The organism is Mycobacterium zoologicum, assembly GCF_020181635.2.
Taxonomy (GTDB): Bacteria; Actinomycetota; Actinomycetes; order Mycobacteriales; family Mycobacteriaceae; genus Mycobacterium; species Mycobacterium zoologicum.
The window spans coordinates 21,160-43,359 of the sequence record NZ_JAYJJS010000036.1; the positions used below are offsets into that span (position 1 = coordinate 21,160).

Below are 22,200 nucleotides of genomic sequence, written 5' to 3' on the forward strand. Positions count from 1 at the left end.
TCCTCCAATACGCGACTACGCGAGTGCGAAATAACCTAAGCCGCATAAGAGATTATGGGATTTTCGACGAGAACTTCCCCACGCACGCTTGATGTTTGGTCAAAATGCCATCACGGTTTCGCTACGGAGTGACCGGGTTGTTCGCCCCGTTGGTGCCACTCGCCGTCGCGCCTTCCGACTGGGTGCCACCGGTGTTGACGATGTCGCCGTCGCCGCCACTGCCGCCGGTGTTGCCAGTCCCGGTGCCGCTGCCGCCGCTGCCGCCGGTAGCGGTGCCGCCGGTAGCGGTCGAGGGAGTTGCTGGGTCGGCACCGTCGTTGCCGAAGGCGTCGAGTCGGCTCGACCCGCCGAGGCCACCGGCGCCACCGTCCAGGCCGTCGCCGCCGTTGCCGCCGGTCGACGTCCCGTTGGCCAGGTTGCCCGCGTCACCGCCGGTCGCGATGCTGGCCTTGCCGCCGTTGCCACCGGTGCCACCGTTGCCCGCGTCATCGGATGTGGCGTTGCCGCCGGTACCGCCGTGCGCGGTGCCGCTGGCCGTGCCACCGGGGCCACCCAGCGATCCACCGTTGGTGGTCTTGGAGCTCTGGATGTCCGAGCTTCCGCCGTTGCCGCCGTGGCTGCCCGCGCCGGTGGCGTTGCCGCCGTCACCGCCGGTCGAGGTGCCGTACGAGTCGCCGCCGGTGGAGCTGTAGCCGGCCTCACCGGATTCCAGTTCACCGAAGCCGCCGTTGCCACCGGTGCCGCCGTCGGTGCCGGTGCCGCCGTTGCCGCCCTGGGCCACCGCGTCGCCTCCCGCACCGACCGAGCCGCCGCCGGGTGCGTCGACCACGAGGTAGCCGGCGCCGCCGTCGCCACCGGTGCCGTTGTCGCCGAGACCACCCTTGCCGCCGGTGGCGCTGCCGGTGACGCTGCTGTCGATGCCGGTTGCCGAAACAGCGGCCGCGCCGCCCGTGCCGCCCGTGCCGGTGTTGTCACCGGCGCCGCCGTCACCACCGGTGACGGTGGTCTGGTCGATGACGGCGCCATCGGTGGCCGTGATGTCGGCCGTTCCGCCCGCGCCGCCGCTACCGCCGTTGGTTCCGGTACCGGCGTTGCCACCGGTTGCGCTGCTGCCGGTGATGGCGCTGCCCTTGCCGATGGCGGTCAGGCTCGCGGCCCCGCCGTCGGCGGTCGCACTGGCGTTACCACCGGTCACCGTGGTGCCGGAGATGCTGCCACCGTCGCTGACGTTCACCGCGGCGCCGCCGCCGACATGGTCGCCGACGTTGTCGCCGCTGCGCACGGTGACGTCGCTGACGGTACCGCCGCCCTTGTTGACCATCGCGTTGTTGGTGCCGTCCTGACCGTTCACACCGTTGGCGCCGCCGTTGGTGGCGTTGCCACCGACCACGTTGGCGCCGTCGATGGTGCTGCCCTGGCCGTCGGCCTGGATACCGGCGTAGCCACCGGTGCCGCCCTGGCCGCCGACGCCGGTGATGCTGCCCGCACCGCCGTCGCCGCCGTTACCGCCGGTCGCGGCGCTGTTGGTGACGATGCCGCCATCGATCTGGCTGATGATGGCGCCACCGCCGCCACCACCGCCACCGCCGCCCTGGCCGGCGGTCGTGCCGGTCGCGGCGGCACCGCTGCCGCCGTTGCCGCCGTTGCCGCCGGTCACGGTGTTGGTGTTGTCGCCGCCGTTGATGGCGCCGCCGCTGGCGCCGGCACCGCCGTCGCCGCCGTTGCCGGCAGTGCCGGTTCCGACATTGCCCTCGCTGTCCACGGCCACCGCACCGCCGTTACCCCCGGCGCCGCCGTGGCCACCGGTGAAGCTGCCCGTTCCACCATCGCCACCGTTGCCACCCGCACCTGCGGTGCCATTGACGGTGGTGCCGCCGTCACCGCCGGTACCGCCCGAGCCGCCGGTGCTCAGCACCGGGTTGGTCAGGTCGGCGCCGACGGGTGCGCCCGTTCCGCCTCCGCCACCCTTGCCGCCGGCGCCGGCCGTGCCGTTCTCGGAGGAGCCGCCGACGCCACCGTTGCCGCCGTGCCCACCGGCCATGGTGGCCATCGGGATGAACTCGGGGTTCGCGGCACCGGTGGTGTTGCCACCTGCGCCGCCATCGCCACCGTTGCCCGCGGTGTCGTCACCGGTGGCGTTGGCACCGGCGCCACCCTGACCGCCGTAGCCGCCGTGGCCGGAACCGTCGCCACCGACACCGCCGACGCCACCGTTACCGCCGATGCCGTTGCCGCGGTCGGCCGCCGAGGTGACCGCGCCACCGCTTCCACCGTTACCGCCGGTGCCGCCGTAGACGCCCTGGCCACCGCCGCCGCCGGCACCACCGGTGCCTGCCGCGTAGCCGGATCCACCACTGCCGCCGTTGCCGCCGGAACCGCCGACCCCGGTCGCGTCGTCGTGCGCGGGGCCCAAGCCGTTGCCGACGAAGTTGCCGTTGTCATCGGTGAATGCGTCGCCGCCGAGCCCACCGGCGCCGCCGTCGCCGCCGTTGCCGATCCGGCCCAGGTTGCCGTCAGCGCCGTCGCTGTGGCCGTCGCCGCCACCGGTGCCGCCGACACCCACCGTGGCGCCGGCCGCGCCGCCGTCACCACCGTTGCCGCCGACGCCACCGGTGCCGCCGCTGCCGTTCTGGTCGGTGGGCACCAATTCCGTGATCAGTACACCGTTGGCGCCCTTGCCGCCGATACCGCCGACACCGGCATTGCCGCCGTTGCCGGTGTCGCCGCCGTTACCGCCGTTGCCGTTGGTCGCGTTACCGCCGTTGCCACCGGCGCCGCCTACGCCACCATTGCCGGCGTTGCCACCGGCTCCACCGGCCATGGACGGATCGATGGAGTCGGCACCGGTACCGCCGGTGCCGCCCTTGCCGCCGACACCACCCGCGCCACCGTTGCCGGCGTTGCCCGAGACCGAGCCACCGTTGCCGCCGACACCGCCCGCGCCACCTGCACCACCGGCGAAGCCGTCGCCGCCGGCACCGGGCGTGCCATCTTCCTGCAGGACACCATTCGAGCCGTCGCCGCCCTGCGAGCCGGTGCCACCGACACCACCGTTACCGCCGTTGCCGTGGTCGCCACCGGCACCACCGTTGCCGCCGGCGCCGCCGGCCACGCCGGTGCTGTCGGGGTTGAGTCCGTTGCCCGTGCCACCGACGCCGCCGTTACCGCCGTTACCCGAGACGGTCGTCGGCAAAGTGCCGTCGCTGCCGGCGGCACCCGCGGTGCCCGGCGTGCCACCGAACAGCAGCCCGGTGGCGAGGCCCGCCGCGCCGCCCTTACCACCGAGACCGACCGCGCCGAGGTTGCCGCCGTCACCGCCGGCACCGCCGTTGCCGCCACCGACCAGGCCCGTCGGAGCCGCGGCGGCGCCGACCAGTCCGGGACCATTGGCCGGCGCGGCCCCGCCGCCCGATCCACCGTCGCCGCCGTCGCCACCGTTGCCGGCCAGACCGGATCCACCACCGTTACCTCCGGCGCCGCCGTTACCGGCCGCACCCGCGGTGTGAATGCCGAAGAAGCCACCGGCACCACCGTTACCGCCGGCGCCACCGATGCCACCGGCACCACCGGATCCGGCGTTACCACCGTTACCGCCCAGACCACCGACGCCGCCGGGGCCGGTCGGGTCGGCGGCAAGTGCGGTGATGCCTTCGTTCACGGGCTGCGTGTTGTCGTTGCCGTTGCCGCCGACACCACCGTCGCCACCGTTTCCACCGACGCCGCCGTTACCTCCGGCGCCACCGGTGCCACCGGCGCCGGACGTGCCGAACAGTCCGGCGGCGCCACCGTTGCCGCCGACGCCCCCGGCACCGCCGGCCAAGCCGTCGACACCGGCACCGCCATTGGTGCCGGCGATGCCGGCCGCACCGTCGGCGCCGCCGGGGAAGCTCAACGCGTCCATGCCGCGGTTGCCGTTGGTCCCGGCCGCGCCGTTTCCGCCGGCGCCGCCGGCGCCACCGCTGCCGCCGTTGCCGAACAGGAAGCCGGCGACACCGCCGTTGCCGCCGGTCAGGCCGGCCAAGCCCGCCGCGGCGACACCGTCGGCGCCGAATGCGCCCGCGCCACCGTCGCCGCCGTTGCCCAGCAGGAAGCCACCGGCGCCGCCGTCGCCGCCGGCCATGTTGATGCCGGCACCGCTGCCGCCGGCACCACCGTCGCCGAGCATGCCACCGGCACCACCGTCGAGGTCAATCGAGCTGGCGTTCGCGAAGGAGTAGGTGCCGTCCTGAACGTCGGCCAGCGTGATCACATTGCCGTCGGCGTCAGTCAGGGCCGCGCCGCCCGCACCGATCAGGTCACCGTCGGCGTTGGTGAGCGTGCCGCTACCGCCGTCACCGAACAGGAAACCGCCCGCGGTGGCGGCGTGGTACATCAGGTCGCCGTCGTCGGCGAGGCTGACGTAGGCGTTGGCGCCGTTGGCGAAGACACCGTCGACGGTGAACCCGCCGCTGATCAGCGATTCACCGAGGCTGTGCAGCGGCTGGTAGATCACCGTGTTGATCGCGTTGGCGACGAAGTCATCCAGCCCCTGCAGCGGGTCGACCATCTGGTCGGCGGCCGAGCCTGGGACGTCGCCACCGAACAGCGCGCTGTAGTCGACGAGCGAGGACTCCATGGACGACGAGTCGAACCACGTCGACATCTGGCTCCACAGGGCATCGAACATGTCGTCGAACCCGTCGGCCCGTGCGGGTGCCGCGCTGAGCGGCATCATCCCGAATGCGAGGAAAGCCCCGACCGCACTCGTAGCGCCGACCACGCGGCCGGCCCGACGCCTGCCCTTTCCAGCGATAGACCTCGACGACATGATCCCCTCCTCCAGGCGATGGTGCGCGTTGACGACGACGTAAAAAACCTAAGTAACCGTAAGCTAGCTGAAATACGAGTCGGACGTGATGCCTTATCCGGACTTTGTTTTCGGCACATTACGAGCATGCGATTACACCGGTCAAGTGGGGTTTCGACGTGATGTTTGCCGGGTAACTTTCACAAATTCGGGCAACTGAGAGCGGATTTGTAACCCTGATAGTCGACGGGCCGCTGCTTATGCAGAGCCAGGAATTTCTTTGCTGACCCATCAGAAACAGCGAGCTGGTTGATTATCTGGGGCGTACCGAAAACCCCTGTGACGGCACACTTCCGGCTACGCGGAGATAGCTGCCGGGGAGCGCCATGGGTGGTCGAAGAATTTACTGCGGCAGCGAACCACCAGCTCAGCGGCTCGCCACGCAGCTGGTCACGCGGCCCCACCCCACCGCCTTGTTCGCTGAATTCCCGACAGGGTAGTTAACCTTCGGTGTTTGCAGGGTGTATGTCAGGAATCAAGATCGAAGCGGTACGCACTGATCACATCGGGATCGGGGTCCAGCCCCAGGCCGGGTCCGTCCGGCACCGCGATCCGGCCGTTCACCGGCATCAGGGCTTCGCCGTAGATCGAGGCTTCCAGGTCGAACCAGCGCCACTCGACCATCGCACCGGCGCCACCCAGTGCGGCGGCGGCGTGCATCGCGGCCAGCAGACCCGGCCCGTCATAGAAGGAGTGCGTCATCACCGCGACGTTGTGGACCGCCGCCAGCGGAAACACCTTGCACAACTCGGTGATTCCGCCCATCTTCGCTGGGCTGGGCTGCACGAAGTCCACCGCGCCGGCGGCCAGCAACCGCTCGAACTCCATGAGGGTGCCGACGTTTTCGCCCGACGACACCGGCAGACCCGTGCTGCGGCGTAGTTCGGCCAGTCCGCCGAAGTTCTCCGGCGGCCACAGCGGCTCCTCCAAAAACGTCAGCCCCAGGGCGTGCAGGTCGGTGGCGAGCGCTTGAGCCTGCGGCAGGCTCCAGGAGCAGCCGGCATCCACGATCAGCGCGATACCGGCCCCGGCTTGGTCACGGGCGGCCTGCATGGCGGGCAGCGTCGATTCGTGCAGCTTGATCGCGCCGAATCCGTCGTCGACGACGCGGCGCACCGCGGCACGAACCCGATCCGGCTCGGTGTAGCAGGCCAGGCTCGCATAGCAGGGCAGGACGTGGGCCCCGGTCGTGCCGCCGAGCAGCGCCGAGACCGGGACCCCGGCGCGTTTTCCGGCGATGTCCCACAGCGCGATGTCCACTGCCGACAGCGCGTAGGTGATGGCGCCGCCGCGGCCGAAGACGTGCAGTTTGCGTTGCACCTGCTCCATGAGCGCGGCGATGTCGCCTGCGTCGCGGCCCAGGCACAGCGGCGCGACGAGTTCGTCGAGCGCACGGGCCGCCAGGTCGGTACCGTACAACCCGAACGCCTCGCCCCAACCCACGGTGCCGTCGTCGGCGGTCACCTTCACCAGCAGTGAGTCCACGGCGTCGATCGGTTTGCCCCACAGCGCGGCACCCGGCAGGTCTGGCTTGAGCGGGATGCGCAGCGGAATCGCTTCGATGACAGCGATGACGGTGGGCATGGTTTTCAGGGTAGGACTTAAGCTTCCCGGGTGACTGAGACGCCGCAGCATCATCAGCACCTGCCCACGCAGATGCTGCGTTTCCTGATCACCGGGGTGCTGTCGGCGGTGGTGGACTTCGGACTGTACCTGCTGCTGTATCTCGGTTTCGGGGTCAAGGTCGACCTGGCCAAGGCGTGCAGCTTCGTCGCCGGCACCCTCACCGCCTATGTGATCAACCGGCGCTGGACATTCCAATCCTCAGCGCACACCGGGCGCTTCGTCGCGGTGATGGCGTTGTACGCGTTGACGTTCGGGGTGCAGGTGGGGATCAACCACCTGGTTCTGGACCTGCTGGACTACCAGCGGTGGGCGCTGCCGGTGGCGTTCGTGGCCGCGCAGGGCACCGCGACCGTCATCAACTTCGTGGTGCAGCGGACGCTGATCTTCCGGGCACGCTGAGCTCAGGCGAGCACGACCTACGGCGCCGGCGAGTGCGCGGTCGACGAGCCGGCGGAGTAATCGGCGCGAGCTGCGGCCACACCTGTCACTTCCGCACCGTGAGGTGACCATGTGGATGATGTTGAATCGGATAGCGCCGGCGATAGCACCGCGGTTGGTTGCCGAGCACCTGGGCCAGACGCTGCGGTCGACGGTGGAATCCGCGCTGCGCCGGCTGGTAGCCGAGGCCCAGGACGAGGCCAATGAGCGCCGGCGGCGGATCACCGAGCATCTCGCCCGCGCCGGCACACAGGTCGACACCGCGATACTGCTGTCCGATCAGGCGTGGCAATGACGCTGTGGCTGCTCGACAAAAGCGCGCACGTACGGCTGGTCGCCGGGGCGCCCGGAGTGGAAATTTCCGGATTCTGGCCTGATCACGGGTGGTTCGCGCCGGGTGAGTCGTTGGAGGCACGGCCCGATTCGATCGCGCGCAAATATTTCCGGCAACGTCAATAAAAACACCTGGCCCGGTCTCGCGACCGGGCCGGGTGTTCTCAGAGGGTATGGGTCACGGCTTGTTCTGGCCGGTCGTGCCGGTGACGGTCTCGCCGTCCGACTGCGCGCCGCCGGTGGTGACGATATTGCCGTCACCGCCAGTCGTACCGGATAGCCACCAAGAAGCGCCCTTTTTTGCTCCGTATTTCTCTGGAAACTCGCCCAGCGGCGTCTTGGCGCCGGCGATACCAGCGCTGGTCAGCTTGATATGTACGTATCCGTCAGTAATATGTACGCATGGCGGTGAAGCGGACGACGATCGAACTCGACGAGGATCTGGTGCGCACAGCCCAGTCGGTGACAGGCCAGACACTGCGGTCGACGGTGGAATCCGCGCTGCGCCGGCTGGTAGCCGAGGCCCAGGACGAGGCCAATGAGCGCCGGCGGCGGATCACCGAGCATCTCGCCCGCGCCGGCACACAGGTCGACACCGCGATACTGCTGTCCGATCAGGCGTGGCAATGACGCTGTGGCTGCTCGACAAAAGCGCGCACGTACGGCTGGTCGCCGGGGCGCCATTGCCGGACGGCATCGACCTAACCGACCTGGCCATCTGCGAGATGAGTGAACTCGAATGGCTGTACTCGGCGCGCTCAGCGGCCGACTACGACGGCCAGTCCGCGTCGCTGCATGACGCCTACCCGGTGATGGCCGCACCCACCGACATCTTCAGCCGGGTCCGCCGCCTTCAGCGGGACCTGGCACACCACCGCGGGATGTGGCATCGAACTGCGCTGCCCGACTTATTCATCGCCGAGACCGCGCTGTACCATCGGGCCGGCGTCTTACATCACGACCGGGACTACCGGCGAATCACCGAGGTGCGGCCGGGTTTTCAGGTCCGGGCGCTCGCGGCTGACAACGGCTAGCGGGGTTACGGCGCCGGTGTGACGCTCGGGTCGCCGTTGGCGCCGCCACCCGCGCTGGTTCCACCGTCGCCGCCGTTGCCGGAGACGGCCCGGAAGCACCGAATCCGCTGCCGGCGTTGGTGGCGTCGCCGGCGTCACCGCCGGTCGCGACGCCATGGGCGATGCCACCATTGCTGCCCTGGATCAAGCCCGTCCCGCCGAGACCTCCGGTGCTACCAGCACCCGTACCGGTACCGCCGGCCCCGCCGGTGGCCTGGCCGTAGGAGGTACCGCCATTAGTGATCAACCGGCGCTGGACATTCCAATCCTCAGCGCACACCGGGCGCTTCGTCGCGGTGATGGCGTTGTACGCGTTGACGTTCGGGGTGCAGGTGGGGATCAACCACCTGGTTCTGGACCTGCTGGACTACCAGCGGTGGGCGCTGCCGGTGGCGTTCGTGGCCGCGCAGGGCACCGCGACCGTCATCAACTTCGTGGTGCAGCGGACGCTGATCTTCCGGGCGCGCTGAGCAGCGCTCACGTAACCCTCCGCACAGACAGATTCGGCCGGCCGATGCCGGCCGGCCGAATCTAGTGAACAAGTGTGGAGAGGTTAGCCGGAGGCTCCCGCCGAGCCGCTCGGTCCCGGTGCGCCAGCCGCCCCGGCCGCGCCGTAGATCCCGGCTGCGCCGCCGGAACCGCCGGCACCACCGGCTGCGCCTTCACCACCGATACCGCCCAGGGGGCCACCGGTTCCGCCATCGCCGCCGCGACCGCCTGTACCGCCGTCGCCGCCGTTACCCATCCAGGTCGAACCGTTACCGCCGGCACCACCGGCGCCGCCGGCGCCGCCGACACCGCCCGGTCCATTGCCGGTGCCGGTGACGCCCACGGCCCCGACCCCGCCGTCTCCGCCGTTACCGCCGATTCCGAACAGGAAATTGGCCCCGGCGCCACCAGCACCACCGGCACCACCGGCCGCGCCGGCCACGGTCGCGGCCCCGCCGTCACCGCCATCACCGGCTATGCCGTACTGGGAGAGACCGCCGATACCGCCGGCAGCGCCGGCACCACCGTCACCGCCGGCACCACCGATACCGTCGTAGGACATACCCCCGTTGCCACCGGCCTGGCCGGCCACAGCGCTGTCCCAACCGTTGCCGCCGTCACCGAACCAGATTCCACCGGCGCCGCCGTCGGGGTGCGTCTCGGTTCCATCGATGCCGTTGCCGATCAACATGCCCTGGCCGCCGATCGCGGTCCAGAAGCCATTCAGCGCGTCATCCCACTGAACCGTCAGGTTGCCCAGCCACGTGTCACCGGCAATCCAGTCCTGGTTCCACTGGTAGTGGGGCTCCCAGATGTTGTCCTGGTACCACTGCGTGAGGTTGAACGGGTCAGCGGGCGCAGCACCGGACAGCCACGAGTCGTCCGAGTTATTGAGGTTCCACGAACCCTGCAGCGCGTCATTGAGGTTGTCGAGCCAGGTGTCCAGGTCGTGATTCTGCGCCGGGTCCACCGCGAACAGCGCATCGAAGAACTCGTTGAAGTCGATGACGAAGTCGTCGTCAGCCCTTGCCACCGGCGCCCCCGCCACCGGCGACAAGCCGAAGGTAAGGAAGGCTCCAGCCGCAACACCGAGTCGGACGACCCGATTGTGAGCCGTAGTCCGGCTAGCCGGTTTACCGTCCTGCTTCTTCGAGTGCCGACCCGTCATCTGTGCCCCTCCCATGTGCTTCTCATATGCACGCTCAGCTAGTTCCAATCATCCTAAGTGAAACTGTGTTCTCAGCCAAATCGATGCTCTACCAGCGGTGTAACGCATCCGTGTCCCGCGTCCGGCAGTCCTGCTGACTACACGCAATGCCTCTCACCTGAGATGATCCGCGATTGACCTTAGACGGTAAGTTAACTGAGCGGAAGCCAAAAGTACAAAATTTTCTACATTACTGCCCAGTAATTCGACAACACCGCTCTGACCTGCAGTTTTAAGGGTCGTAAAGAAAGAACCGGCGGTGGTGCCACTCGCACCCGTCCGCACAGTCAGATTCGGCCGACCGAAGCCGGCCGACCGAATCTGGTGAACAAGTGTGGAGCGGTTAGCCGGAGGCGTGTCCCGCCAAGCCACTCGGTCCCGCGGCGCCAGCCGCCCCAACCGTGCCGAAGATCCCGCGGGCGCCAGGCGCGCCGCCGGCACCGCCGGCACCGCCCGCACCGCCGGCACCACCGAGGGGGCCACCGTCGCCACCGTTGCCGCCCTGGCCGCCCATACCGCCGTCGCCGCCGTTGCCCATCCAGATCGCGCCGTGACCACCGGCGCCACCGGCACCGCCGACACCGCCGGCCAGGCCATCTCCGCCACCGTCGCTGCCCGTGGCCCCGGATCCGCCCTCGCCGCCGTCACCGCCGATGCCGAACAAGAAACCGGTCGCATTGCCACCAGCACCGCCGGCGCCGCCGGTAGCGCCGGCCGCCGCGGCGGCGCCGCCATCACCGCCATTACCTGCGAAGCCGTAGTTGGCGTCACCGCCGATACCGCCAGCAGCGCCGATACCACCGTCACCGCCGGCACCAGCGTTACCGTCGTAGGAGTAACCCCCGTTGCCACCGGCCTGGCCGGCCACCGTGCTGTTCCAACCGTCACCGCCGTCACCGAACCAAAGCCCACCGGCTCCGCCGTCGGGATGGTCCGCGGTTCCATCGATACCGTTGCCGATCAACATGCCCTGGCCGCCGATCGCGGTCCAGAAGCCATTCAGCGCGTCATCCCACTGAACCGTCAGGTTGCCCAACCACGTCTCACCGGCGATCCAGTCCTGATCCCACTGATAGTGGGGTTCCCAGATGTTGTCCTGGAACCACTGCGTCAGGTTGAACGGGTCAGCGGGCGCAGCCCCGGCCAGCCAGTCGTCTGAGCTGTTAACGTTCCATGAGCCCTGCAGCGCGTCATTGAGGTTGTCGATCCAGCTGTCCCAGTCGTGACTCTGCGCGGGGTCGACCGCGAACAGCGCATCGAAGAACTCGTCGAAGTTGAAGCCGAAGTCGTCGCCGTCAGCCCTTGCCACCGGCGCCCCCGCCACCGGCGACAAGCCGAAGGTAAGGAAGGCTCCAGCCGCAACGCCGAGACGGAGAATCCGGTGCTGGCTAGCCGGCTTGCGGTCCTGCTTCTTCGAACCTCGACCGATCATCTCTCTGCCCTCCCAATGCGCTTCTCATGTGCACGCTCAGCTGGTTGGGATCACCGCAAGTAAAACTGCGTGTTCAGCAAAATTAGTGATCTACCAGCGGTGGAACGCTTCCGCGGCCCGTGTCCGGCAGTCCTGCTGACTACGCCCAGTCCCTCTTACCTGAGATAATCCGAGGTTGACATTAGACCCGAAGTTAACTGAGCGGAAGCCAAATAATCAAAGTTTTCTATGTTACTGCTCAGTAATTTGACACCTCTGCTCTGACCTGCGGTTTTGAGATCCTCAGTCCCAATCCGACTAAGGCTCAATCAGCCGACTCTGCGGCCGGCCTAACGAACACCTGTCGCGGGGGGAGGGTTTCCGTCAGTCACGGCGGCGACTTGTGAGTATTGATCCGCCGCTGGCACACTCCTCGCGTGCGCGGAATCATCTTGGCCGGCGGAGTCGGCTCTCGGCTGCACCCGATCACCGTGGGTACGAGTAAGCAGTTGTTACCGGTCTTCGACAAGCCGATGATCTACTACCCGCTGACGACGCTGATCCTTGCCGGGATCCGCGACATCCTGGTCATCACCACACCGACCGATGCCGCGGCATTCGGCAGATTGCTGGGCGACGGATCGCAGTTCGGTATCTCGATCAGCTACGCGGTTCAGGCAAACGCAGACGGACTCGCCCGGGCATTCACGATCGGCAAGAGTCACATCGGAAAAGGCTCCGTTGCACTGGTTCTCGGCGACAACATCTTCTACGGCCCCGGGCTGGGGTCACAACTCAGCCGACTCAGAGACGTCCGCGGGGGCAGAATTTTCGCCTACCGGGTGTCGGATCCGACAGCCTACGGTGTCGTCGAATTCGACGCGGAAGGCCACGCGATCTCGCTCGAGGAGAAACCGAAGTGTCCGCGATCGAACTACGCGGTCCCGGGGCTGTACTTCTACGACAACGACGTCGTTGAGATCGCAGCGTCGCTTCGGCCATCGGATCGCGGTGAGTATGAGATCACTGACGTCAACCGCACCTACCTCGACCGCGGCACCTTGTCGGTCGAGGTCCTGCCTCGCGGCACCGCGTGGCTCGACACCGGAACGTTCGATTCGCTGCTGGACGCCGGCAACTATGTCCGCACCATCGAACTACGTGCGGGCTTGAAGATCGGCGTGCCCGAGGAAGTCGCCTGGCGCCGCGGCTTCATCAACGACGACCAGCTCCGGGAACGAGGCGAGAGCCTGATCAAATCGGGATACGGCCAATACCTGCTTGAACTGCTCGACACAGGTAACGGCTGAACTCGACCACCACGTTCGCTGGTCACGCCCGAAATACCAACTGGGCGAACAAGCTTCATCGGATGCTTCCCGATTGGGCAGGGCGTCTACGGCTGTGGGCCTGCGACGCACAGGACTTCATCGAGGCTGGCGGTGCGTGGGCCGGTGGCCGGATCGAGGTTGGTGTTTTTGACGCGGAGGGCCCGGCCTAAGCGTGCGGTGTCGTACATGGCCGGGCCCCGGGCCATGACGTTGGTCAGGATGTAGCGGCCGGTGTCAGCGGCGCGGTGAATCGCCTCTTCGGCTGCGCTGGCGCCGGTGAGTTTGGTGGCATCCCCGAGGTTGATGCCCACCTGGAAGACCCGGGGGTCGGCGTCGAGCACTGCGGTCAAGCAGGTGAGGTAGTTCTCCGGGGCGAAAAACCGCCAGCCTTGATCTAGGTGCAGCCAGAACCGTCCCTTGATCTGCGCGTGCAGCTGTGCGAGCTGGGCCCCCAGCCCGCCGCCGGTTCTGTCCCGGATGAGGGTGAGGAAGCGGTAGCGTTTGCGCAGGTGTGCGCGGTCCGCGGTCGATAGCCCGGTATCGAGCACCAGGACCTGCCCGATGCGTGAGGCATCGAGGCAGCAGTTGAGGAATGAGTTCAGTGTCTGCTCGGTCATGTCCCGGTCGGGTCCGGCGATCAGGGTGACGGTGACCGCGCCCTGGCCGGGTTTTGCGGTCAAGGTCTGTACTAAGGCGTCGGGATAGGGTGCGGCCGCGTCGAGCATGGCCGGTACGGCAAAGTCGCGGTTGGCTGCGATCCGTTGCCGATCCGAGTCGGGTAGGTCGGTGCGGGCCAGCAGGCGTCGGCCCAGGGTGAACGCCTCGTCATGCCGGCCGATCCAGGACGCACACACCGCCTGCTCATCAAGTGCACGCCAGGTGTAAACCTCGGCGAAGTATCCGAGGACGAAGAGGTCTTCGTCGGGGAACGGGATGGCGGCGGCGCGCTGGGCGAACGTGTAACCAAGCCGGTAGCTTTGCTGTTTCCGGTATTCGGCGGCGATCGCATGCAATGCTTCGGCGCGGGTCGGTCGGAAAGCCGAGGCAGCTAGGTAGGCGTCTTCTACATCGGGCCACGGTTCGCCGAGCTCCTGCATCGCCGCCGCAAGCCGATACATTGCCCAGTAGATCTCCTCCTCATCGCCGCCCAGCTCGATACGCCGCGCGTACCACCTGCGCGCGGCGATGAAATCCTCCAACTGGAAACACGTCTCGGCGAGGAAGAACACCGACCGGGCGTCCGTAGGATCACGCTCGACCTCGGCCAGCCACCGATCACGGTCCGGTACGAACTTGTGCCTGAACAGTTCCCGCTCCCGGCGTTGCTGATCAACGCTGTTGTCTCGGCCGTCCGCCTCCAGGGGCAACTCGATGCACGAGACGTCAACTGCCGCGGTCTCGTGGGTGAGCCCGTCAAGGCTTGCCGACAGTGCGCGCTCGACGATGGCGACCTGGTCGCGCGCGGAGAACAACTGGTAACCCTGCTCGGCGAGCTCGCGTCGCGCCCGCTCGTCGGCGAGCAGTTCCACACAACGATCAACCAGATCATCGTAGGCGGCGAACGCGAACCGGACTCCAACTCGTGCTCCAAAGCCGGATCATCACCCCGCTCGGAGACCACCGCACGCTTGTTGGCCAGCAGATAGGACACCCGCGCGATCTCGAAGATCTTGGCATCCCAGTAATGCATGTTCAGCACGATCTTCGAACGCGCGATCCACGCATCACGACTCGCCCCGTAAACGCCCGACAACCATTTGACGCGAAGGCCCCGATCATGCAGGTCTTTCAGAACCGCGTACCGGCGCTCGTATGATGCGCCGTAGAAAAGGACGTCAATGTCCTCGGGGGCGTGGGTGATCCGGGTCAGCTCGGGGACATACCCGATCGGGACATATGTCGGCCGGGGCAGCCCTCGCGCAGCGAGGTACTCGATGTTGGCCTGACTGTAATCCCACGTCGGATAACGCCGGAAAGGGTCGAAGAAGGCCGGTAGCGTCGCCGATGGCAAGTCGTCACCTAGTTGCTCAAGGTTGTAGAAGATGGCGTTTTTGGGCGGCCCCAGGCCATGCCGGACGAGGACATTTCCGCCGAGGACGATGGTGCGGCGCTCGTCGAGGTCGAGACGATTGGTCAGCACCGAGTCATGCCCCAGCGCCACAAGAGCATGGTGCAAACCCTCGGCAACTTCATCAAATGCTTTGCTGTGCTGAAAATTCGGAGGTGACACAATCGCGACGGCGAAGCGCATGGGCGCAGATTATCAGGACCAAAACACTGGCCACGGTGCTGGACAATGAACTGTGGCGGATTCGAGCGGCCTCGCACTTGTATCGTCAAAGCCCTACCGGGGTGGCCTCCGGGTGACGTTGTTCCGATCTTGACCTGGGAGGTGATGACCTGTGCTCTCCAGGCTGTTGCGCACCGGTGAGGGGCGAACGGTTAAGCACCTAAGTAAGGTGCATGACCGGGTCGATGCCTTCTCTTCTGCTGCGGCTGCACTCAGTGAGACAGAACTGATGGCAAAGACCGCGGAGTTCCGTATCCGTCATCAAGCCGGTGAATCCCTGGACGACCTACTGGGTGAGGCATTCGCGGTGGCCGGGGAAGCGGCATTTCGTGTGCTGGACCAGCAGCCCTACTACACCCAGGTGATGGCCGCTGCTGGGCTGCACCTCAACATGCTGGTGGAGATGGCACCAGGTGAGGGCAAGACGCTGTCGTGCGCGCTGGCCGCCTACCTCAACGCGATCTCGGGACACGGCGTTCATATCATCACCACCGACGCCTATCTGGCGAATCGCGGCGCTGAAACCATGGGCCCGCTGTATCAGGCACTGGGGCTGACCGTGTCGGCCATTACCCCGCAGATGGGGATTGAGCAACGGCGCGCTGCCTACCGCGCAGACGTCACCTACGCAACCGTGAGCGAAGTCGGCTACGACTACCTGCGCGACAACATCGCCACCGTAGCCACCGCCACCGTTCAGCGTGACTTGAACGTCGTGATCGTCGACGACGCCGACACAGTCCTGGTCGATCAGGCGAACCATCCCCTCACTATCACCGATGCCGGAGTAACACGCGATGCGTCCGTGACGGAAGACGGCGCGCTGCGCGCAATAGTCCTGCTAAGCCGTTACTGGGATCGGTCGGTCTCGCGGCGCTCCGCAGCAGAACTCGAAGTCGACGCACCCGAAGACGAAGAACAGATCTGGGCCACCATTCCGGTGGCGAGCTTCTTCTCGCTGTATCGCAAGCTTGGCGCGATTACCTCGGTGGCCGGTCAGACAGGTACGGAGATCGCCGAGGTTTATCAGCTCCAGGGGGCGTCGGTCCCCAGCGCGTGGCCTTCTGCTCGGACAGATCATCCCGACCTGATCTACAAGACCAGAGAAGCCAAATGGACCGCCGTCGTCGATGACATCAGTGACCGGCATGAGCGAGGCCAGCCAATTCTGATCGGTGCCGCCGACGGCGACGCCGCGCAACTGAGCGAGCACCTGACCGAGCGGGGCATCCCGCACCGGGTCGCCGATTCCGGAAATCCTCGCTCGGCCAGCGTCGTGATCAGCGAGGCAGCACAGTTCGGTGCGGTCACGATCATCTCCGGGACCACCGGCCGGGGTGTGGACATTCCCCTGGACACCGAGCGTGGCGATGAAGTGCGCGACGGGGGCGGGCTTTACGTGATCGGCACCGGGCGATACCCAGCTGCACGCAGCGATCTGCAGCTGCGCGGCCGGGCCGGCCGTCGCGGTGAGCCCGGCGAATCCCGGTTCTACCTATCACTGCGCGACAACCAGGTGCAGCAATACAACCGCGACGCAGCCGAATCGCTGGTCGCGTTGCAAGGGTTGCCCGAGGACGCTCCGCTGGCTTCGAAGGCGGTCACGCGGATCATCGACACGGCCCAACTGCGAGCCGAAGACGGTCCGGTCGCCCGGCGGATCGACGAGCCGGTCTGGGATGCCGTCGTGGGCCAGCAACGCACAGTCATCTACAGCCGACGGCGTGAAATCCTCGATGAGCACGATCTGACCGCTGTGGTCCGCCGCCTGATCGACACCACGATCACGGCGTACGTTGCCGAAGCCCACGCTCAGGGCCGGGATCTCGACGAACTGTGGCGGGGGCTGAGAAAGCTCTACCCGGTGGGCATCACCTCTGCCGAGTTGGCTGATACCGGGGGCAGCCTTGCTTATGAAGACATGGTGGAGAGGCTGATCTCCGACGCGGAACGCGCCTACGCCGCCCGCGAGGCCGCAATAGCGACCACGGCCGGCCCTGGAGCAATGCGCCAGGTGGAGCGGGCCGTGCTGTTGTCGATCATCGACGGCCACTGGCGCGAGTACCTGCGTCAACTGGGCGATCTTCGCAGAACCGTCGGCTGGCGAGCACAGGCCAACTCACCAGGGATGCAGACTAGGCCGGTTGACTATTACGGCCAGGATGCCCACGCGATGTTCAGCGCGATGTCCTCGGCCCTGGACCGGGAGTCGCTACGCTGCCTGTTCAACGTCAAGGTGGTTCCCGCGGAACCGCCGAGCATGACGGAATGACCCCAGCGACACGGCGAGAGGGAGCCATTTGTTGGCCCAGTTGATATGTCCCCGTGTTGTTGGTCCGACTGATCTGTACCCGTGTTGTTAGTCCGACTGATCTGTACCCGTGTTGTTGTCCACGATTGCGAGAGTCGAGGGCAGAGTGATCAGCAGGAGGTCACATGCCCCTGTTGGAGGACCCGATTGATGGTCCAGTCGCTATGCGGCTTGGGGTTGGTGGGTCGTGGTCCACTGTAGGGCGAACTCGGGCTTCGGCGGGCTTCCCCTGATTCGGCTTCGCTACGGCGGGATGGGTGAGCACGTCGATCACCGTCCTGGCTGCCAACAACTTCAGGGACGGTGGCGGCCCCCGTTGACACAATGCTGTGGTCCAATATTTGGCCGCAGGGTCGCTAGCCTACTCGGTCGGCTTCGACCTTGAAGTACTGGCCGCTTCGCGACTGGACGGATGCCACCAGGAGGCGGCAGATGGCACTCGATGGGACGAGGCCATGCCCGCGGCGACGCGCAGACAGCCGAGTTGACCAGACTACGACGCCAGAGCAGTAGCGGGGACAGGCGAACCGCGGAGGAAAGCGTCGACGACCGCAAAAATTTAATGCTAGGTTCGTGATAAACCTGTTTAGACAGAGTAGAATTCACGCAGATGTCGCTCGACGCTCGGAGGAAGGCTTGAACGAAAACGAGGAATTAATAACGGTTCTCTATAGTCGAATGTTAAATCGCACTCCGTCTGAAAGAGAATTTCAGGAATGGGTTGCGGTATTAGAATCCGGCCAGTCGGCAGCCTCTGTCGTTTCCGCGTTTTATGAATCGCGGGAATATCAGGACAAGAAGAGCGTCAAGCCCGCGCACCAAGATTCAGGCCGCGGAAGATTGGTCCAGCGATACCTCAACCTTCTCGAGGCGTCGCTAACCGGCATGATTCTCGAAGATGCGCCGTGCGATTATTGGTCGAACGGTAAATTCGATCCCAATCAGCGCATTTTGGGGAGGGACTGGCCCTCGCTTTCGTTCTCGATGATCGGGAGTGCTCGCATGCGGAATCTACGCTACGCCTGCGAGACAGTGCTACTTGATGGTGTTGAGGGCGATTTTATTGAGACCGGTGTTTGGCGAGGCGGCGCCTGCATCATGATGAGGGCAATTCTGGGGGTATATGGCGATGGCACGCGACGTGTCTTTGTCGCTGACAGTTTCGCGGGACTACCACCGCCAGATCCTGTAAATTTCCCCGCCGATATGGGTGACGAGCACCATACCCACCGGCAACTTAGTGTGTCGCGCGCGGAGGTCGAGCATAATTTCCACCGCTTCGGGTTGCTGGACGAACGGGTTGTCTTCCTTGAAGGGTGGTTCAAAGATACGTTGCCAAACGCTCCGGTTGATCGGCTAGCTATATTACGGCTTGACGGAGATATGTATCAATCGACAATTGAAGCATTGGATGCGCTGTATCACAAGGTTTCATTTGGTGGCTTTGTGATAGTCGACGATTATTTCCTGCCGGCTTGCGCGAAGGCGGTTGACGATTTTCGTGAACGTTACGAGATCGCGTCGCCCATACTGCCGATTGACGGATGGGGCACGTACTGGCGCGTTGATCATGCGCCGATCCGATAACTCTGTCCTTGGCGCCCCCTGTATGGTTGCCGTCAATGGCGGCGAGGAGCTCGACAATTTTCGGACAGTGAGATTTCGGTTTCTCAGGCCGTTTTCTGTTGGTCGAGCCATTCCAGCCCTACCTCATTCGGTGTGCGATATGCAATCGTGGAATGGAGTCGAATCTGGTTGTATCGCAATTCGATGTAGCGGGCGATATCCTTTCTTGCGTGCTCGCGCATCGGGCACTGTGTTCGACCGAAGTACGCCCAGTTCCTTCGTCAGCGCGGCGAATTCCATGGACAAATACTGGGTGCCGCGGTCGGAATGGAATATGGTCTCGCCGGCGGTGAATGCGCAATTGCGGGCCGCCATGACCAGCGCGTCGGAGACCAGCTCGGTGCGCATGTGGCCGGCCATCGCGTAGCCGAGGACCTTCTTGGCGAAGCAGTCCAATACCGTCGCCAGATACAGCCAACCCTCCCAGGTCCGGATGTGGGTGATGTCGCCAACCAGCCGACGGCCCGGCGCGTCGGCAGTGAAGTTGCGGCCCACCCGATCCGGCAGCGACCCGGCGTCAACGGCGATCGTCGTCGTCGGCCGACACGGCCTGGGCTGACATGCCACCAGGTCCAGCTCACGCATGATCGCCCGGACCGTCTCGGGTCCACCGTCGTGCCCCAGCGAGCAAGCCGGGCGTGGATCCGACGGTGACCGTAGGTGCCGTCGGAATGCTCGAACGCGAACCGCCTGAGTTTCGACGTTTGGCTTAGTACCCAGGTTTGACCTGACTTAGCTCACCTTCGGCCATTTTTTGATATCGCGGTTCGCTGACCTGCCAGTTCTCTGCGCTTTAGTGCCCTGTTTGGGGCACTAAGCGGGTAGTTTCGGGCGGTCAACGGCGCCACTCAGCCCTCGGTATGCGCACCCCGATAGAGTTCGAACTGCTACACCAAACCACCCAACCCGTGGCCTGAAACCCAGCATGGCGACTCCACCGAATCCGGGGCACATCAGAGTCTCCGGACACGCCGGGGGATTCACACCTGTCGATCGGACTAGGTATCCGCGCTTGTCAGGCTGGGCACCGCGTCGCGTTCGCTAGCGCCGCCCAATGGGTCGACCGCCTCGCCGCAGCCCACCACGCTGACCGGCTCCAAGATGAACTCATCAAGCTCGGGCGTGTGCCACTGCTGATCATCGATCTATGCCGACCCCGAAACTATGCCGACTGCTCTTCGAGTCGCTGAGCGAAGTGCCTGGTTAGCGCGGTGTTGAGCGGCTCCTGAGTTTTGAATTGCTCGGCATAGTTCCAACGGTGTGGTGACGCTTCTGTGGTGGAGCACGGTGCTCCGAGACGGAGGTGTGGTCATGTCGGGAACTCGCAGGAAGCCCGGTCGGATGGGACCGCTTATCGGATGTCAATGGCCGGGTTGAAGTATCCGCTGGTGGCCAGGTAAAAGTATCCACCCCGTGCGGTGGTTTTTAGGGTTGGTGGTTCTCCTTTCGGGCGTCTTTCATGCGGTAGGACTGGCCGTCGGTGACGATGACGGTGGCGTGGTGCAGGAGGTGGTCGAGGATGCTGACGGCGGTGGTCTGTTCGGGCAGGAACCGGCCCCATTGCTCGAAGGGCCAGTGTGACCCGATGGCCAGGCTGCGCCGTTCGTAGGCGCCGGCGACGAGGCGGAACAACAACTGGGTGCCGGTGTCATCGAGCGGTGCGAAGCCGAGTTCGTCCAAAATGATCAGGTCGACCCGCAGCAGGGATTCGATGATCTTGCCGACGGTGTTGTCGGCCAGGCCGCGGTAGAGGGTTTCGACGAGGTCGGCGGCGGCGAAGTAGCGGACCTTCAGGCCGGCGTGGATCGCCGCGGTCCCCAACCCGATCAGGGTGTGGCTCTTGCCTGTCCCGGCGGGACCGATGATAGCTAGATTGCGTTGTGCGCGTATCCATTCCAGACTCGACAGGTAGTCGAACACCCTCGGTGGGATCGAAGAGGCAGCCACGTCGAACGAGTCCAACGTTTTCGGGACGGGGAAGGCGGCGGCCTTCAGTCGGTTGACGACGTTGGAGGCATCGCGGGCGGCGAGTTCGGTCTCGACCAGGGTCCGCAGCACCGCTTCGGGGGTCCAGCGTTGGGTTTTGGCGGTGATCAGCACCTCGGGTGCGGTGCGCCGGATCGCCGCCAGCTTCAGCCGCCGCAGCCCAACATCAAGGTCAGCGTCCAGCGGCGGAACTGACGGTGGTGCGACGGGTTTGGTAGCCGTCAATGGTGCTGTCTTCGTCACGAGATCACCTCGCCGTCAACGACCGGTGTGATCCGGTAGGCGTCCAGCGAGCGGGTCGGGGCGACCGGCAGATCCAGGATCAACGCGTCCCCAGCCGGGCACGGCTGCGGAGTGCCGGTCCCGGCGGCCAGGATGGACCGCACATCGGCGGCACGGAACCGGCGGAACGCCACCGCCCGGTGCAACGCCGCCACCAGGGCGTCGGTGCCGTGGGCGTCGCCCAGGGCGAGCAGGATCTCCAGCTCCGATCCCAGGCGGGTATTGCCGATCGCGGCGGCCCCGACCAGGAACGCTTGCGCGTCGGCGCCGAGGTCGCAGAACTGCTTCTCCACAATGGTTTTCGGGCGTGGTCCGCGGCTCGGCGCGGGCCTGGGACCGTCGTAGTGCTCATCGAGGATCGACGCGCTGCCCGGTGCAACCAGTTCGTGTTCGGCCACGATCACCCCGGTGGCGGGTTCGACCAAGCAGACCGCGCCGTGATCGACCACCACGGCCACAGCGGTGCCGATCAGCCGGGTCGGCACCGAGTAGCGGGCCGACCCGTAACGCACACAGGACAACCGGTCGACCTTACGCAACACCGACGGTGTGCCGATCTGCAGGCGTAGCGATGGCAGTGGTTGCAGTACTTCACGTTCGGCGATCAGCCGCTCGTCGGGGATGGCCTGGATCTCGGAGTGGACCACGGCGTTGACTTCGGCGCACCACGCCGCGGCCGCGGCGTTCGCGGCCCTGATATCGATCGGCAAGCCGTCGACGGCGGCCTGGGTCAGCAGCGGGACCGCGAGGTCGCGTTGGGCGTAGCCGCACAGGTTCTCCACGATGCCCTTGGACTGCGGGTCGCCTGCGTGGCAGAAGTCCGGCGCGAACCCGTAATGAGTGGCCAGCCGGACGTAATCCGTGGTCGGGACAACGACGTTGGCGACGACCCCGCCCTTAAGGCAGGCCATCCGATCGGCCAGCACCCGGGCGGGGACCACCCGAGGTCAA

The 22,200-nt window shown here is 66.0% G+C and carries 15 protein-coding genes and 4 pseudogenes; 11 read left to right on the forward strand and 8 right to left on the reverse strand.

From position 1 onward, the window contains the following. Positions 1–121: 121 nt before the first annotated feature. Together K6T84_RS21320 and K6T84_RS21325 are read right to left on the reverse strand one after the other, a co-directional pair. A complete protein-coding gene (locus K6T84_RS21320) occupies positions 122–4,807 on the reverse strand; it encodes a PE family protein (RefSeq protein WP_304621293.1) in 4,686 nt (1,561 codons plus the stop codon). Between the two features lie 507 nt (positions 4,808–5,314). Then, positions 5,315–6,430 (reverse strand): mandelate racemase/muconate lactonizing enzyme family protein, encoded by a 1,116-nt coding sequence (locus K6T84_RS21325; RefSeq protein WP_225400919.1) that lies wholly within the window; start codon positions 6,428–6,430, stop codon positions 5,315–5,317. Between the two features lie 72 nt (positions 6,431–6,502). On the opposite strand from K6T84_RS21325, the gene K6T84_RS21330 reads away from it, so the two are divergent. The 6 genes and pseudogenes from K6T84_RS21330 to K6T84_RS21355 all read left to right on the forward strand — a co-directional run. After that, positions 6,503–6,871 carry a GtrA family protein gene (locus K6T84_RS21330; RefSeq protein ID WP_304621341.1) on the forward strand — a complete coding sequence of 123 codons (369 nt, stop codon included), beginning with the start codon at positions 6,503–6,505 and terminating at the stop codon, positions 6,869–6,871. A gap of 115 nt (positions 6,872–6,986) precedes the next feature. After that, entirely contained in the window at positions 6,987–7,205 is a 219-nt protein-coding gene (locus K6T84_RS21335) for a DUF2191 domain-containing protein (RefSeq protein WP_408066161.1), read from the forward strand. Further along, positions 7,202–7,369 (forward strand): hypothetical protein, encoded by a 168-nt coding sequence (locus tag K6T84_RS21340; protein ID WP_329786823.1) that lies wholly within the window; start codon positions 7,202–7,204, stop codon positions 7,367–7,369. The genes K6T84_RS21335 and K6T84_RS21340 overlap by 4 nt, the downstream gene beginning before the upstream one ends. A 276-nt stretch (positions 7,370–7,645) precedes the next feature. Continuing rightward, a complete protein-coding gene (locus K6T84_RS21345; protein ID WP_224863461.1) occupies positions 7,646–7,873 on the forward strand; it encodes a type II toxin-antitoxin system VapB family antitoxin in 228 nt (75 codons plus the stop codon). Beyond that, positions 7,870–8,277, forward strand: coding sequence for a PIN domain-containing protein (locus K6T84_RS21350; RefSeq protein WP_224863463.1), 408 nt, complete (start codon positions 7,870–7,872; stop codon positions 8,275–8,277). The genes K6T84_RS21345 and K6T84_RS21350 overlap by 4 nt, the downstream gene beginning before the upstream one ends. Before the next feature lie 278 nt (positions 8,278–8,555). Then, positions 8,556–8,786, forward strand: a pseudogene (locus K6T84_RS21355) (GtrA family protein); the annotation flags it as partial. An 83-nt stretch (positions 8,787–8,869) separates the two neighbouring features. On the opposite strand, the gene K6T84_RS21360 reads toward K6T84_RS21355, so the two are convergent. Next, positions 8,870–9,838, reverse strand: coding sequence for a PGRS repeat-containing protein (locus tag K6T84_RS21360; protein ID WP_329786824.1), 969 nt, complete (start codon positions 9,836–9,838; stop codon positions 8,870–8,872). Positions 9,839–10,466: 628 nt separating this feature from the next. Then, positions 10,467–10,976: pseudogene (locus K6T84_RS21365) on the reverse strand (PGRS repeat-containing protein); the annotation flags it as partial. Between the two features lie 884 nt (positions 10,977–11,860). On the opposite strand from K6T84_RS21365, the gene rfbA reads away from it, so the two are divergent. Next, positions 11,861–12,733 (forward strand): glucose-1-phosphate thymidylyltransferase RfbA, encoded by an 873-nt coding sequence (rfbA, locus tag K6T84_RS21370; protein WP_329786825.1) that lies wholly within the window; start codon positions 11,861–11,863, stop codon positions 12,731–12,733. Between the two features lie 86 nt (positions 12,734–12,819). Here rfbA and K6T84_RS21375 read toward each other — a convergent pair whose 3' ends face one another. Continuing rightward, positions 12,820–14,283 (reverse strand): tetratricopeptide repeat protein, encoded by a 1,464-nt coding sequence (locus K6T84_RS21375; RefSeq protein WP_329786826.1) that lies wholly within the window; start codon positions 14,281–14,283, stop codon positions 12,820–12,822. 539 nt (positions 14,284–14,822) lie between these two features. Here K6T84_RS21375 and K6T84_RS21380 point away from each other — a divergent pair. From K6T84_RS21380 to K6T84_RS21390, 3 genes are all read left to right on the forward strand, one after another. After that, complete coding sequence (locus K6T84_RS21380; protein WP_329786827.1) at positions 14,823–14,981, forward strand: hypothetical protein; 159 nt, start codon at positions 14,823–14,825, stop codon at positions 14,979–14,981. Positions 14,982–15,156: 175 nt separating this feature from the next. Next, on the forward strand, positions 15,157–17,316 hold the full coding sequence (locus tag K6T84_RS21385) for a preprotein translocase subunit SecA (protein WP_329786828.1): 2,160 nt from the start codon (positions 15,157–15,159) through the stop codon (positions 17,314–17,316). 675 nt (positions 17,317–17,991) lie between these two features. Beyond that, a complete protein-coding gene (locus tag K6T84_RS21390) occupies positions 17,992–18,942 on the forward strand; it encodes a TylF/MycF/NovP-related O-methyltransferase (RefSeq protein ID WP_329786829.1) in 951 nt (316 codons plus the stop codon). 123 nt (positions 18,943–19,065) lie between these two features. Here K6T84_RS21390 and K6T84_RS21395 read toward each other — a convergent pair whose 3' ends face one another. Beyond that, entirely contained in the window at positions 19,066–19,476 is a 411-nt protein-coding gene (locus K6T84_RS21395; RefSeq protein ID WP_329786830.1) for a DDE-type integrase/transposase/recombinase, read from the reverse strand. A 479-nt stretch (positions 19,477–19,955) separates the two neighbouring features. On the opposite strand from K6T84_RS21395, the pseudogene K6T84_RS21400 reads away from it, so the two are divergent. Next, positions 19,956–20,126, forward strand: a pseudogene (locus K6T84_RS21400) (ATP-binding protein); the annotation flags it as partial. 280 nt (positions 20,127–20,406) lie between these two features. Here K6T84_RS21400 and istB read toward each other — a convergent pair. Continuing rightward, entirely contained in the window at positions 20,407–21,210 is an 804-nt protein-coding gene (istB, locus tag K6T84_RS21405) for an IS21-like element helper ATPase IstB (RefSeq protein WP_329786831.1), read from the reverse strand. Then, a pseudogene (locus tag K6T84_RS21410) lies at positions 21,207–22,187 on the reverse strand (Mu transposase domain-containing protein); the annotation flags it as partial. The pseudogene K6T84_RS21410 and the gene istB, both read right to left, overlap by 4 nt. Positions 22,188–22,200 lie beyond the last annotated feature (13 nt).